Genomic DNA, 13,964 nt, shown 5'->3' on the forward strand with positions numbered 1-13,964 from the left:
GTCACGGGCGGCGTCCGGGCCCGTGATCCGCTCGGTGATCCGTGTGGGTGCCGGGGGCGGTGCGCGGCCTGTTTGGTGCGAACGTCCAAGTGACGCGGGACTCAGCCGTCGTGGAATGGGACACGTGTCGCGGCCGTTAGCATGGGAGTCCGCGCTGGGGCAAGACCATTTGGGAAGGTGTCATGACTGACAACGTCGACGGAATGCCCGGGAAATTCGCGATGCTCGGTCTGACTTATGACGACGTCCTGCTGCTGCCGGGCGCTTCGGAGGTCCTGCCGAACGCCGTCGACACCTCCTCCCGGGTCTCGCGCAACGTCCGGGTGAACATCCCGCTGCTCTCCGCGGCGATGGACAAGGTCACCGAGGCGCGCATGGCGATCGCCATGGCCCGCCAGGGTGGCGCCGGCGTGCTGCACCGCAATCTCTCCATCGAGGACCAGGCCAACCAGGTCGACCTGGTCAAGCGCTCCGAGTCCGGCATGGTCACGGACCCGATCACGGTCCGCCCGGACGCCACGCTCGCCGAGGCGGACGCGCTGTGCGCGAAGTTCCGCATCAGCGGTGTCCCGGTCACCGACCCCGCGGGCAAGCTGCTCGGCATCGTCACCAACCGCGACATGGCCTTCGAGCTGGACCGCGGCCGCCAGGTGCGCGAGGTCATGACGCCGATGCCGCTGGTCACGGGCAAGGTCGGGATCTCCGGCGAGGACGCCATCGAGCTGCTCCGCCGGCACAAGATCGAGAAGCTTCCGCTGGTCGACGACGCCGGTGTGCTCAAGGGCCTCATCACGGTCAAGGACTTCGTCAAGGCCGAGAAGTACCCGAACGCCGCCAAGGACTCCGAGGGCCGCCTGGTCGTCGGTGCCGCCGTGGGCGTCGGTGCCGAGGCCTACGAGCGCGCCCAGGCGCTCGTGGAGGCCGGGGCCGACTTCCTGGTCGTGGACAGCGCCCACGGCCACAGCCGCGGCATCCTCGACATGATCGCCAAGGTCAAGTCCAACATCGCCGTCGACGTCATCGGCGGCAACGTCGCCACCCGCGACGGCGCCCAGGCGCTGATCGACGCCGGCTGCGACGGCGTCAAGGTCGGCGTCGGCCCGGGCTCGATCTGCACCACCCGCGTCGTCGCCGGCATCGGCGTCCCGCAGGTCACCGCGATCTACGAGGCCGCCCAGGCGTGCCACGCGGCCGGTGTGCCGCTCATCGGCGACGGCGGTCTCCAGTACTCCGGCGACATCGCCAAGGCGATCGCCGCCGGTGCCGACACGGTGATGCTCGGCTCGCTGCTCGCGGGCTGCGAGGAGTCGCCGGGCGAGATGGTCTTCATCAGCGGCAAGCAGTTCAAGTCCTACCGCGGCATGGGCTCGCTGGGCGCGATGCAGTCCCGCGGCCAGGCCCGCTCGTTCTCCAAGGACCGCTACTTCCAGGACAACGTCCTCTCCGAGGACAAGCTCGTCCCCGAGGGCATCGAGGGCCAGGTCCCGTACCGCGGCCCGCTGGCGTCCGTCGCCCACCAGCTCATCGGCGGCCTCCGCGCCTCCATGGGCTACGTCGGCTCGGCGAACGTCCAGGAGCTCAAGGACAAGGGCACCTTCGTCCGGATCACCGCGGCCGGCCTCAAGGAGAGCCACCCGCACGACATCCAGATGACCACCGAGGCGCCGAACTACTCCCGCCGGTAGTAGTCCGCGTTTCAAGCGCTTTACGGAGCCCGCGACCGCTCAGGCCGCGGGCTCCGCCGCGTCGGGGATACTGGATGCGGCAGGACGTAGAAGGAAAGGCCACACACGTGACTGAGATCGAGATCGGGCGCGGCAAGCGCGGCCGCCGGGCGTACGCGTTCGACGACATCGCCGTCGTCCCGAGTCGCCGTACCCGCGACCCCAAGGAGGTCTCGATCGCCTGGCAGATCGACGCCTACCGCTTCGAGCTGCCGTTCCTGGCCGCCCCGATGGACTCGGTCGTCTCGCCCGAGACCGCCATCCGCATCGGCGAGCTGGGCGGCCTGGGCGTGCTCAACCTCGAGGGCCTCTGGACCCGCTACGAGGACCCCGAGCCGCTGCTCGCGGAGATCGCCGAGCTGGACGAGACCGCGGCCACCAAGCGCCTCCAGGAGATCTACGCGGCTCCGATCAAGGAGGAGCTGATCGGGCAGCGCATCAAGGAGGTCCGCGACTCCGGTGTCGTGACCGCCGCCGCGCTCTCCCCGCAGCGCACCGCGCAGTTCTCCAAGGCCGTCGTGGACGCCGGCGTGGACATCTTCGTGATCCGCGGCACCACGGTCTCCGCCGAGCACGTCTCCGGCGCCGCCGAGCCGCTGAACCTGAAGCAGTTCATCTACGAGCTCGACGTCCCGGTGATCGTCGGCGGCTGCGCCACGTACACCGCCGCGCTGCACCTGATGCGCACCGGCGCCGCGGGTGTCCTCGTCGGCTTCGGCGGCGGCGCCGCCCACACCACCCGTAACGTCCTGGGCATCCAGGTCCCGATGGCGACCGCCGTCGCCGACGTGGCCGCCGCCCGCCGGGACTACATGGACGAGTCCGGCGGCCGCTACGTCCACGTCATCGCCGACGGCGGCGTGGGCTGGTCCGGCGACCTGCCGAAGGCCATCGCCTGCGGTGCCGACGCCGTGATGATGGGCTCCCCGCTCGCCCGCGCCACCGACGCGCCGGGCCGCGGCTACCACTGGGGCATGGAGGCCGTCCACGAGGACGTGCCGCGCGGCAAGCGCATGAACCTGGGCACGGTCGGCTCCACCGAGGAGATCCTCACCGGTCCCTCGCACACCCCCGACGGGTCGATGAACATGTTCGGCGCCCTGCGCCGCGCCATGGCGACCACGGGCTACAGCGAGCTCAAGGAGTTCCAGCGGGTCGAGGTGACGGTCGCACCGTCGCAGCACGACAACCGCTGATCCCGTAGCGACACGAAGGGCCCGGACCGCATCGCGGTCCGGGCCCTTCGCGCTGTCCCGGCGGCCGCCGGGACAGCGGGGCTCAGCCGGCGAGCTTGCGGGTCACCTGGAAGGCGCCCGCGCCGCCGAGGAAGTAGAAGAGCGCGTCGATGGGCTCCAGGTTCTCCTTCCACGCCCGGTTCACGACGTCGAAGTGGTCGACGAGCACGTCCATCAGCGGGATGTTCGCGGCGTCGGAGAGGGCCAGCGAGATGCCGAAGACCTGCCCGAGGTAGACGCCGGCCGCGCCGAGGACCGCGCCGACGGCGGGCAGCGCGGGCGCCCGGCCGCCGACCTTGCCGAGGGCCAGGCCGATGAGGGCACCGGTCACCACGGCCATGTAACCGATCTGGCCGCCGTCGGTCGCCTTCAGGACGGCGCCGTACACGCCCGAGCCGACCAGCATCGCGACGATCGCGAGGACGACGGCGAGGCCCGGGTTGCCCCGGCGGACGGGGGCGGGCGGCGGCGGGAAGCCGCCGGGGGCGCCGTAGGGGGCCTGGGGTGCGCCGTAAGGCGGCTGGGGCTGGGCGTAGGGCTGCGGCTGGGGCTGCGCGTACGGCTGCTGAGGGCCGGGCTGCTGTCCGTAAGGCTGCTGCGGCGGCTGCTGGCCGTACGGGTTCGGCTGCTGCGGCTGCTGCCAGGGCTGGCTCATGTGGGTTCCCCCGGGATAGGTGGTGCGGTGTCACCGACAGCGAGCACGCCGGTGTGAACTCCGTATAAAAGTTCGACCGTAAGGAATAATGGCAACTTATGGCGCAAAGCAAGTCGTTCAGCGGCAGGGACATGGGGATCGACCTCGGCACGGCGAACACGCTGGTGTACGTCCGGGGTAAGGGGGTAGTGCTCAACGAGCCATCGGTTGTCGCCGTCAACGCCGAGGACGGCAGTGTGCTGTCGGTGGGTTTCGAGGCCAAGGAGACGATCGGCCGCACCCCTTCGAACATCGTCGCGGTCCGCCCGCTGCGCGACGGCGTCATAGCCGACTTCGAGATCGCCGAACGCATGATGCGGCACTTCATCAAGAAGGTCCAGGGCAACCGCCGTTTCTCCCGCCCGCGCGTCGTCGTGTGCGTGCCCTCGGGCATCACGGGCGTCGAGCGGCGAGCCGTCATCGAGGCGGCGTCCCAGGCCGGGGCACGTCAGGTGCACCTCGTCGAGGAGCCCATGGCGGCGGCCATCGGCGCGGGGCTGCCGGTCAGCGAGCCGACCGGCTGCATGGTCGTCGACGTCGGCGGCGGCACCACCGAGGTCGCGGTGATCTCGCTGGGCGGCATCGTCACGGCGCGCTCGGTGCGCACCGCCGGGGACGCGATGGACGCGGCGATCACCTCTTACGTGAAGAAGAAGTTCTCCCTCGCGATCGGTGAACGCACCGCCGAGGAGATCAAGATGAGCATCGGATCGGCCTCCCCGACGGGCTCCTGGACGGCGGCCGGTCTCACCGCGCTCGCCAAGCAGCTGGAGAAGAACGACGGCCTGGAGGACGCGGGCGACCCCGAGGAGACCCAGGGCCTGCTGCCCCCGGACCGCTTCACGATCCGTGGCCGCGACCAGGTCAGCGGTCTGCCCAAGACGCTGGAGCTGACGGCGGACGAGATCCGGCACGCGCTGACGGAGCCGGTCGACGCCATCGTCATGGCGGTCCGCCAGACCCTGGACGAGACCCCGCCGGAGCTCGCCGGCGACATCATGGACCGCGGCATCGTCCTCACCGGCGGCGGCGCGCTCCTGCGCGGCCTGGACGTCCGGCTGAGCAAGGAGCTCGACATCCCGGTCATCATCGCGGACGAACCCCTGGACTGCGTCGCCATCGGCACGGGCCGTTGCGTGGAGGACTTCGCGTCCCTGAAGACGGTCCTGGACGCCCAGCCGAGCCGTCTGCTGGGGACGGGCAGGCTGTAGGCGACGGGCGGACCGCAGCCGCTTTCACCGGACGGGCTGGTCTTCAGCCCGTCCGGCGTTTGAGGACCGGGGTCCGGGGCGGAGCCCCGCCACGCGGCGGAGCCGCACATCGGATGCGGCGGGAAGGGGCGGGTAGGGGAAAAGGCCCCGCGCGGCGGCACCCCACCTGGCCCGCCCCTCACGTCACAACCGATGCGCCGCCCCCGCCGGCGTAGCCCCCCGCGTGTCCAGCAGCAGCTGCGCCTTCACCGCCAGCCCCTGCAAGTCGTACGTCCGGTGGTGCTGGAGCAGCACCGTCAGATCCGCCGCCGCGGCCGCCTCGTAGAGGCTGTCCGCCCGCGGCACCGGCCGCCCGAGCAGGTTCCACTGCGCCACGTACGGGTCGTGGTAGCTGAGCTGCGCGCCGAGCTCCATCAGCCGGGAGGCGATCTCGCGGGCGGGTGAGCCCTCCTGGTCGCCCGTGTCGGCCTTGTAGCTGACGCCGAGCAGGAGCACGCGGGCGCCGCGCGCCGACTTGCCGTGCTCGTTGAGGAGCTTGGCGCAGCGCTGGGTGACGTAGCGCGGCATCCGTCCGTTGACCTCCTGCGCGAGCTCGACCATGCGCAGCGGGTAGCCGAGGCTGCGGCCCTTGTAGGAGAGGTAATTGGGGTCCACGGGCACGCCGTGGCCGCCGACGCCGGGCCCGGGGCGGAACGCCTGGAAGCCGAAGGGCTTGGTCTCGGCGCAGCGCACGACGTCCCACAGGTCGACGCCGATGTCGTGGCAGAAGACCGCCATCTCGTTGGCGAGGGCGATGTTGACGTGCCGGTAGTTGCTCTCCAGGACCCGGACGGCCTCGGCCTCGCGCGGCCCCCGGGCGCGTACGACCTTCTCGCAGATCCGTCCGTAGAACGTGGCGGCGGCCTCCGTGCAGGCCGGGGTGAGGCCTCCGATGACCTTGGGGATGGTGGCGTAGCCGTGCCGGCGGTCGCCGGGGTCGACGCGGCTGGGGGAGTAGGCGAGGTGGAAGTCGCGCCCGGCGCAGAGGCCGGAGCCGGTCTCCAGCAGCGGACGCAGGTATTCCTCGGTGGCGCCGGGGTAGACGGCGGACTCCAGCAGCACCGTGGTGTGCGGGCGCAGCCGCCGTGCGAGCGCCCCGGCCGCGGCGGCGACCGCGCTCAGGTCCAGGGCCCGGTCCTCGCCGAGCCGGGTGGGCACGCAGATCACGGCCGTGCGGACCCGGCCGAGCTCGGCGTCCGCGGTCGTGGGGCGGAAGCCCGCCGCGAGCATGCGGCGGACGTCGGCGGCGGTGAGGCCGGCGCCCTCCGAGGGCAGGCGGCCGGCGCGGAGCTCGGCGACGGTGTGCGGGTCGGGGTCGTAGCCGATGGTGTCGATGCCGGCGGCGGTGGCGGCCTGGGCGAGGGGAAGACCGAGCCGCCCCAGTCCGATGACGGCGAGATCTGCGGGCATGGCGTGCCGGTCCTTCCCCGGAGAGCCGATCCCTGGACGAGTTACTTCAGGTTAAGGGGATATATGACTGTTATTCGGGATTGTCGCGGCGTGGCTCGCGAACACCTGTCGCCGGCGCGGCCAAAGTGGCCGATCTGGGGCAGCATCGAAGGGGAACGTGTGCCTGCCCGTGGCACGGGCAGTGGCGACAGCGGCGGCGATCAGCGTCTTCGTGGACGGCAGCGAGAGCGGTCAAGCGGGAGGCAGCGATGAGGACGGCGACACTCGGTCCGGCGGAGCGCGGTGCGGCGCTCGCCCGGATGGCGGAGCGGGAACTGGACATCCTGGTGGTCGGCGCCGGCGTCGTCGGCGCGGGTACCGCGCTCGACGCGGCCACCCGGGGGCTCACGACCGGGCTCGTCGAGGCGCGGGACTGGGCGGCGGGCACCTCCAGCCGGTCCAGCAAGCTGATCCACGGCGGGCTGCGCTATCTGGAGATGCTCGACTTCGCGCTCGTACGCGAGGCGCTCAAGGAGCGCGGGCTGCTGCTGGAGCGGCTGGCACCGCACCTGGTGAAGCCCGTGCCCTTCCTCTACCCCCTCCAGCACCGCGCCTGGGAGCGCGTCTACGCCGGCTCGGGCGTCGCCCTCTACGACGCCATGTCGGTCTCCTCCGGGCACGGGCGCGGGCTGCCCACCCACCGGCACCTCTCCCGCAAGCGCGCGCTGCGGGTCGCGCCCTGCCTGCGCAAGGACGCCCTGATCGGCGCGCTCCAGTACTACGACGCCCAGATGGACGACGCCCGCTATGTGACGACCCTCGTGCGCACCGCCGCCGCCTACGGCGCGGACGCCGCGAACCGGGCGCGCGTGGTCGGCTTCCTCCGGGAGGGTGAACGGGTGGTCGGCGCCCGCGTCCTGGACGTCGAGCAGGGCGGCGAGTTCGAGATCCGCGCCCGGCAGATCGTCAACGCCACGGGAGTGTGGACCGACGACACCCAGAAGCTCATCGCCGAGCGCGGCCAGTTCCACGTACGGGCCTCCAAGGGCATCCACCTGGTCGTGCCGAAGGACCGCATCCACTCCACCACCGGGCTGATCCTGCGCACGGAGAAGAGCGTGCTCTTCGTGATCCCCTGGGGCAGGCACTGGATCATCGGCACCACGGACACCGACTGGGACCTGGACAAGGCGCACCCGGCCGCCTCCAGCGCGGACATCGACTATCTGCTGGAGCACGTCAACGAGGTGCTCGCGGTGCCCCTCACCCGCGACGACGTCCAGGGGGTGTACGCGGGGCTGCGCCCCCTCCTGGCCGGGGAGTCGGACGCGACGAGCAAGCTCTCGCGCGAGCACACCGTGGCGCACCCCGTGCCCGGCCTGGTGGTCGTGGCGGGCGGCAAGTACACGACGTACCGGGTGATGGCGAAGGACGCGGTGGACGAGGCGGTGCACGGGCTCGCGCAGCGGGTCGCGGACTGCGTCACGGAGGACGTGCCGCTGGTGGGCGCCGAGGGGTACAAGGCGCTGTGGAACGGGCGCGCCCAGATCGCCCAGCGCACGGGCCTGCACGTGGCCCGCGTCGAGCACCTGCTCAACCGCTACGGCTCGATGGTCGACGAGCTGCTGGCCCTCGTCACCGACGACCCCTCCCTGGGCGAGCCGCTCACGGGCGCCGAGGACTATCTGCGGGCGGAGGTCGTCTACGCCGCCTCGCACGAGGGCGCGCGTCACCTGGACGACGTCCTCACCCGCCGGACCCGGATCTCGATCGAGACCTTCGACCGGGGCACGCGCAGCGCGCGGGAGGCCGCCGGGCTGATGGCGCCCGTCCTGGGCTGGGACGAGGCGCAGATCGAGAAGGAGGTTCAGCACTACGAGAAGCGGGTGGAGGCGGAACGGGAGTCGCAGCGTCAGCCGGACGACCTGACGGCGGACGCGGCCCGGCTGGGTGCGCCGGACATCCAGCCGCTGTAGCGCGGCGTGGGACGTGGGGCCCCGGTGAGGGAAGGGCAGGGTGAGGCCCCTTCGGCGGGGCGCTACCGCCCCGCGCAGAACTCCGCCCGCACCAGCCGCCGCTCGCCCCCGGCCGGCACCCCCGCGTCCCCGTTCACCCGGTAGCTGACCACCCGCCCCCCGTCCGCCGTCCCCAGCACCCGCACGTAGGACCCGTTGATCACCCCGTCGTGTCCCCACACCGTGCGCCGGCACGGCAGCCGTACGGGATACAGCCCCATCCCGTACCGCCCCCGGGAAGCCGTCGTGTCCCGCATCAGGCGGAGCTCCCGCGCCGGCAGCAGCTCACCCCGCAGCAGCGCGCCGAAGAGACGGTTGAGGTCGGGCAGGGTCGAGATCATCTCGCCGGCCGCGCCCGCGGCGGACGGATTGAGCTCGGTGACGTCCCGGGAGCCCGTGTACGCGCGCCCGTGCGGCGTGGGCAGCCCGGTGCGGGTGCCGGGGAAGCTGGTGCCGGTGAGGTGCAGCGGTTCGATGACGCGCCGTCGGGCCTCCGTGGCGTACGAGTGTCCGGTCACCTGACGGATGACCATGCCGAGGAGCAGGTAGTCGGTGTTGGAGTAGCGGTAGCGGGTGCCCGGCGGGGCGTACGGCGGGTGGGCGAGGGCGGTTCGTACCAGTGCGCCGGGATCGTGACTCTCGAAGCGGTGCGCGGCGAACCCCGTGCCGAAGAAGTCTCGGTGGAAGGCGCGGTCGTCGGTGTACGAGAACAGACCGCTGGTGTGGTCCAGGAGTTGACGGACGGTGATGCCGCTTTTATCGGCGTTTCGGGCGGTGTCGCCCACGGAGGCCGGGCCGCGCTCGTGACCGTTTTCGCCGTTGCCGCGCAGCAGCGCGGCGGTCCTCGCGGGCAGGTGGCCGGCGGCCGGGTCGTCCAGGCCCAGCCGGTGCTCGGCCACGAGTTGGAGCACGACGGTGGCGACGACCGTCTTGGTGATGCTGCCGACGCGGAAGCGGTCCGTGAGGCCGATGCGGCGCCCGGTGCGGACGTCGGCGACGCCCGCCGTGCGGAATCCGGCCACCCCATGAGCGTCCTGTGACAGCTTCGCCGCGCCGGGAACCGTCCCGCGCGAAACCAGGTCCTGTACTGGAGAGCGGACCGGCGCGCCTCCGTCGCCGCTGCCGCACGCCGTCCCGGTCAGCGCCAGGACGGCGCAGGTCAGCCAGGCCAGCGCGACGGTGGCCGGAGCCCGGCGCGGGGCGGCGGTATGCGTGGACATGGGCTCATCATCCACGGGTGCCACGGACCCTGGCCTTCCACCGGTCCGCGGATGAGAGACAATGGTGGCTCTGCCAGGGTGGGTTGGTCGCAGAGCTGATTGCCAGAGGGGACGCATGTCGGAGGCGGAGCAGACGCAGGGCACGGCAGGGCGCCTCCTGGCCGGGCGGTACCGCCTCGGGGACGTCCTCGGCCGGGGCGGCATGGGCACGGTCTGGCGGGCGACCGACGAGACCCTGGGCCGTACGGTCGCGGTGAAGGAACTGCGATTCCCGGCCAACATCGACGAGGACGAAAAGCGCCGTCTCATCACCCGGACGCTGCGCGAGGCGAAGGCCATCGCCCGGATCCGCAGCGCCGGCGCCGTGACCGTCTACGACGTGGTGCACGAGGACGACCGGCCGTGGATCGTCATGGAGCTCATCGAGGGCCGCTCGCTCGCCGACGTCATCCGCGAGGACGGACCGCTCAAGTGGCGGCGGGCCGCCGAGGTCGGGCTGGCCGTGCTCGACGTGCTGGGCGCGGCGCACCGTCAGGGGATCCTGCACCGGGACGTGAAGCCGTCCAACGTCCTCATCGCCGAGGACGGCCGGGTCGTCCTCACCGACTTCGGCATCGCGCAGGTGGAGGGCGACCCCTCGGTCACCTCGACCGGCATGCTGGTGGGCGCCCCCTCGTACATATCCCCGGAGCGGGCGCGCGGCCACAAGCCCGGCCCCCCGGCGGACCTGTGGTCGCTGGGCGGCCTGCTCTACGCGGCCGTCGAGGGCGCCCCGCCGTACGACAAGGGGTCGGCCATAGCCACCCTCACGGCCGTGATGACGGAGCCGCTGGGCCCGCCGAAGAACGCGGGCCCGCTGGCCGAGGTCATGTACGGGCTGCTGGCGAAGGACCCCGAGAAGCGGCTGAACGAAGCGGGCGCCCGCGCCCTGCTGAACGGCGCGGTCAACGCCCCCGACGAGCGCCTGCCGAAGCCCCCGGCCCCGGCGCCGGACCTGGACGCGACGCAGGCCATAGCGGTGCCGGTGATCCCGGAGCGCCCGGCGCCCAGGAAGCCGTCGGGCTCCCCCGCGAGACCGGCCGCCTCCTCGCACTCCTCCTCGAAGCCGGCGGCCAAGGGCGCCGGCGGTCCCGGCACGTCGGGCCCGTCGTCGGCCAAGCCCGCGCAGGGCGGCGGCGCTTCCGCCGCCACACACTCCACCCACGGCCCCGCGCTGGGCGAGCCGTCCGCCGTGCCCGGCATCCACCGGGTGACGTGGGAGCGGGCCTCGGTCATGGAGGTCGTCCCGCGCCGCACCAAGGTGATCGCGGCGCTCGTCGTGCTGCTGATCGTCGTCGCCGTCGTCCTCGCGTTCGTCCTGGGCGGCGGGGACTGAGCCGAGACGTACTGAGCCGTACGGGCCCGTAGGGGTGGGTTCGCCACGTATCGTGAGTTGTCGTGGACCGTGCGCAGCCGGGAGAAGCGCCGCAACAAGAGCCGCCGACAGCGCCATAGGTGCGCGACGGAACGGCGACCGGCGCTGACGGGTGTTCGGGCGATGGGGTGGATCGCGCGCTTGGGGAGGCGTCGTGGACGACTACGCGGGACGGGTGCTCGCCGACCGCTACCGCCTTCCGCTGCCGCCGTCCGATGTCTTCGAGCTCGTGGAGACACGGGCGTTCGACACCTACAGCGGCCAGGAGGTCATCGTCCGGCAGGTGCCCCTGCCCGAGGTGGTCGAGGCGGAGGTCGTCGGCCCTGACGGCGCGCCGGGCGTGGCCGGGTCTGCCGCCGGGGCGCGCGCGACGGGCGGTGCCGGAGGCCCGGGCCGGGCCGGGCAGGGGGCCGCCGACCCCGCCGTGCGGCGCGCGCTCGCGGCCGCGACGGCCGCCGCGCGGATCCCCGATCACCCCCGGCTCGACCAGGTCTTCCACGTCTTCGCCGAGTCGGGCAGCCTGTGGATCGTCAGCGAGCTGGTCTCGGCCCGTCCGCTCGCCGCGCTCCTCGCGGAGCGGGCCCTCTCGCCCCACCGCGCCGCCGAGGTCGCCGCCGACGTCCTCACCGCGCTCAGGGCCCTGCACGCCCATGGCTGGACGCACCGGAACATCACCACCCGCACGGTCCTCATCTGTGACGACGGGCGCGCCATACTGACCGGCCTGGCGGCCGGCGCCGCCGAGGAGGCGCTCTGCGGCTACGACCCTGTGCCGGAAGGCATGTCCCTGACGCCGGGCACGCCTGTGCCGGGGCCGGGTACGGGTACGGCGGGATCCGGTGCGTCGGCGTCGGGTGCGCCGGGATCGGTGCCGGGCGCGCGTACGGCGGCCGGGCCGGGGGCCGGGGGAGCCGGCAGACCGCCCGGGGCCGGGTTTCCGGGGCAGCGGGGCGCGGGCGCGCCGCCGCAGGGCGGTGCGGGCCGTCCGCCGGGTGGCACCGTGCCGCCGGGGACGGGCGCGCCGCAGGGCGCCCCGGTCCGCGGGCCGGGGCGGACCCCGCCCGGAGGGCCCGGAGCTCCACCGCCCGGGCCGGGCACGGCCCCGCGAGGGGCGTCCGGCACGCCCGGCTACCGGGACCAGGGCGCCGCCGGCGGATTCCCGGCCGCGCCCGGCGCGCCGTCCGGAAGCCGCCCGCCCCGCGCGGGGACCGACGGGCGGGACGGCACGCAGGACCCGCGCGCCGCCCGGGCCGGTGCCATCGCCGCGTATCGCGCGGGGGCCCGCGCCGCCGCACGGGCGGCCGTGGAGGGTGCCCCGGCCACGTCCACGGGAGCCTCCACCTGGGGCGGCGGCAGCGCCGCCAGCGGCACCGCGCCCGCGCCCTCCCCCTGGACGATGCCCCCGCCGTCCCGCGCCCACCGCTCCCCGAACCCGCAGAAGGTGCCGGCCCCGCAGAGCCGCCAGAGCCCCCAGAAGCCCCCGAGGCCCGGTGCTCCCACGGGGCCCGGTACCGCCCCGGCCCCTCAGGGCGGCGCGGCCCCTGCCTCGTACACCGGCCACGTCTCCGTCGACGTTCCCGCCCCCGCCACCCCCTCCGGTCCGAACGCCCGGACGGGACAGCCCGGCCCGCCGGCGCCGGGCGGGGCTGCCGGTCCGCCCGGCCCGTCCGCCCGCTGGGGTGGTGACGGTCAGCCGGCGGGCGGGCTCGCCGCCGAGCGGGCCCGGCAGGCGCGCATGGCCGTCGTCGGGGCCGTCACCGAGCGATGGGCGCCGGAGCAGGCCTGGCCGGTGCGGGAGAGCTGGCAGCTGGCGCCGCCCGTCGGCCCCGCCGCCGACCTCTGGGCGCTCGGCGCCCTGCTCTTCCGCGTGGTGCAGGGCCACGCCCCGTACCCGGAGGAGAGCGTCGCCGAGCTCGTCCAGGTCGTGTGCGCCGAGCCGCCCGCGTACGCCGAGGAGTGCGGTGCGCTGCGGCCGGTCGTCGAGTCGCTGATGCGCAAGGACCCCGCCGAGCGCCCCGAGTTCGAGGAGCTCCGCGGCTGGCTGCGGTCCCTGATCCGGTCGGCTCCGGAGCCGGAGATCGGCAGCCGCACCGTCACCGTGCCCTCGATCGGGCCGAGCGCGCCCGCCGACCAGCACCGGCTGCCCATCGTCCGCCGTAAGGGCGAACTGGTGCGCCGCAGACGGCCCCGTACGACCGCTCCGGCGGACCCCTCCGGGACGGCGTCCGCGCACGGCCGGCACAAGAAGTCCGCCAAGGACCAGGTGCAGCCGCGCGTCCGGGCCCATACGACAGGGCACCTCCAGGAGCAGCACATCCGCACCCGGCGGGGCTCCCGCAGCCTGGGCAGGCTGATGCTCGGGCTGATCCTGCTCCTCCTGATCGGCGCGGTGCTCTATGCCCTGCTGTTCATGCCGGGCGCGGACGAGAGCGCCGGCGGCGAGTCCGCCGAGCGCACCGGTGCGGCCGGGGTGCTGAGCGCGGCGCCCAGCGCGCCCGCCACCTCCGGGAGAGCGGGCCGGCCCTCGCCCGCCGGGCCGGCCGAGGCGCCGGCGGCCGGGACGGCCGAGGTGGCGAAGGGCTTCGTCCTGCGCCAGGACCCCAAGGGCTTCACCCTGGCCGTCGCCAAGGACTGGCAGCGCCGCGGGGAGAACGACCGCGGCCAGGTCGTCTACGCCGGCGGCGACATCCAGCTGATCGTCGTGCCCGGCCGGGACAAGGCCGCGGAGTTCGGCACCGACCCGATGGCCTACCAGCAGGACAGGGAGCCGGAGCTGGAGGCCTACCGCACCTCCTCCTGGTCGGGCGCCTCCGGCCTGAGCCGCAGCGACGTCGGCCGGACGGCGGCCGCGGAGGGCGCCTTCAACTGGAACGACAGCAGCGGGCGTCAGGTCTACGTGCGCAATTCCGCGATGCTCCTGGAAGGCGCCTACCATGTCCTCCAGGTCATCGGCCCGATGAACGAACAGCGCACGGTGGACGGCTATTTCGACAAGGCCCTTGCCACCTACCGGTTCCGCTGAC

At 73.5% G+C, this 13,964-nt stretch carries 8 protein-coding genes and 1 pseudogene; 6 read left to right on the forward strand and 3 right to left on the reverse strand.

Annotated features, from left to right (window positions below; translation table 11 throughout):
- The first annotated feature begins 182 nt into the window (after positions 1-182).
- Together guaB and SMD11_RS19265 are read left to right on the forward strand one after the other, a co-directional pair.
- The gene (gene guaB / locus SMD11_RS19260) at positions 183-1,685 is read left to right on the forward strand and encodes an IMP dehydrogenase (RefSeq protein ID WP_087927620.1); all 1,503 of its coding nucleotides are present in this window, start codon (positions 183-185) and stop codon (positions 1,683-1,685) included.
- A gap of 107 nt (positions 1,686-1,792) precedes the next feature.
- Entirely contained in the window at positions 1,793-2,920 is a 1,128-nt protein-coding gene (locus tag SMD11_RS19265) for a GuaB3 family IMP dehydrogenase-related protein (protein ID WP_087927621.1), read from the forward strand.
- An 82-nt stretch (positions 2,921-3,002) separates the two neighbouring features.
- Here the strand turns inward: SMD11_RS19265 and SMD11_RS19270 are convergent, their stop codons facing one another.
- Positions 3,003-3,614 (reverse strand): hypothetical protein, encoded by a 612-nt coding sequence (locus tag SMD11_RS19270; protein ID WP_087927622.1) that lies wholly within the window; start codon positions 3,612-3,614, stop codon positions 3,003-3,005.
- Positions 3,615-3,712: 98 nt separating this feature from the next.
- Between SMD11_RS19270 and SMD11_RS19275 the strand changes: the two genes are divergently transcribed.
- Entirely contained in the window at positions 3,713-4,864 is a 1,152-nt protein-coding gene (locus SMD11_RS19275; RefSeq protein WP_087927623.1) for a rod shape-determining protein, read from the forward strand.
- Positions 4,865-5,047: 183 nt separating this feature from the next.
- Here SMD11_RS19275 and SMD11_RS19280 read toward each other — a convergent pair whose 3' ends face one another.
- The gene (locus SMD11_RS19280) at positions 5,048-6,313 is read right to left on the reverse strand and encodes a nucleotide sugar dehydrogenase (protein WP_087927624.1); all 1,266 of its coding nucleotides are present in this window, start codon (positions 6,311-6,313) and stop codon (positions 5,048-5,050) included.
- 248 nt (positions 6,314-6,561) lie between these two features.
- Between SMD11_RS19280 and SMD11_RS19285 the strand changes: the two genes are divergently transcribed.
- Positions 6,562-8,268 (forward strand): glycerol-3-phosphate dehydrogenase/oxidase, encoded by a 1,707-nt coding sequence (locus SMD11_RS19285; RefSeq protein WP_087927625.1) that lies wholly within the window; start codon positions 6,562-6,564, stop codon positions 8,266-8,268.
- A gap of 62 nt (positions 8,269-8,330) precedes the next feature.
- Here SMD11_RS19285 and SMD11_RS19290 read toward each other — a convergent pair whose 3' ends face one another.
- Complete coding sequence (locus SMD11_RS19290) at positions 8,331-9,527, reverse strand: serine hydrolase domain-containing protein (protein ID WP_087927626.1); 1,197 nt, start codon at positions 9,525-9,527, stop codon at positions 8,331-8,333.
- A gap of 115 nt (positions 9,528-9,642) precedes the next feature.
- On the opposite strand from SMD11_RS19290, the pseudogene SMD11_RS19295 reads away from it, so the two are divergent.
- Both SMD11_RS19295 and SMD11_RS19300 read left to right on the forward strand, forming a co-directional pair.
- Positions 9,643-10,899, forward strand: a pseudogene (locus SMD11_RS19295) (protein kinase domain-containing protein); the annotation flags it as partial.
- A 196-nt stretch (positions 10,900-11,095) separates the two neighbouring features.
- Positions 11,096-13,963 (forward strand): protein kinase, encoded by a 2,868-nt coding sequence (locus SMD11_RS19300; protein WP_087927628.1) that lies wholly within the window; start codon positions 11,096-11,098, stop codon positions 13,961-13,963.
- The last annotated feature ends 1 nt before the right edge of the window (position 13,964 follow it).

Source organism: Streptomyces albireticuli (genome assembly GCF_002192455.1).
GTDB classification, from domain to species: domain Bacteria; phylum Actinomycetota; class Actinomycetes; order Streptomycetales; family Streptomycetaceae; genus Streptomyces; species Streptomyces albireticuli_B.

What these genes read in the sequence shown, in the direction of transcription:
- guaB (WP_087927620.1), top strand. Translation starts at nt 183, where the DNA reads ATGACTGACAACGTCGACGGAATGCCCGGGAAATTCGCGATGCTCGGT.
- SMD11_RS19270 (WP_087927622.1), bottom strand. Translation starts at nt 3,614, where the DNA reads ATGAGCCAGCCCTGGCAGCAGCCGCAGCAGCCGAACCCGTACGGCCAG.
- SMD11_RS19275 (WP_087927623.1), top strand. Translation starts at nt 3,713, where the DNA reads ATGGCGCAAAGCAAGTCGTTCAGCGGCAGGGACATGGGGATCGACCTC.
- SMD11_RS19280 (WP_087927624.1), bottom strand. Translation starts at nt 6,313, where the DNA reads ATGCCCGCAGATCTCGCCGTCATCGGACTGGGGCGGCTCGGTCTTCCC.
- SMD11_RS19285 (WP_087927625.1), top strand. Translation starts at nt 6,562, where the DNA reads ATGAGGACGGCGACACTCGGTCCGGCGGAGCGCGGTGCGGCGCTCGCC.
- SMD11_RS19290 (WP_087927626.1), bottom strand. Translation starts at nt 9,527, where the DNA reads ATGTCCACGCATACCGCCGCCCCGCGCCGGGCTCCGGCCACCGTCGCG.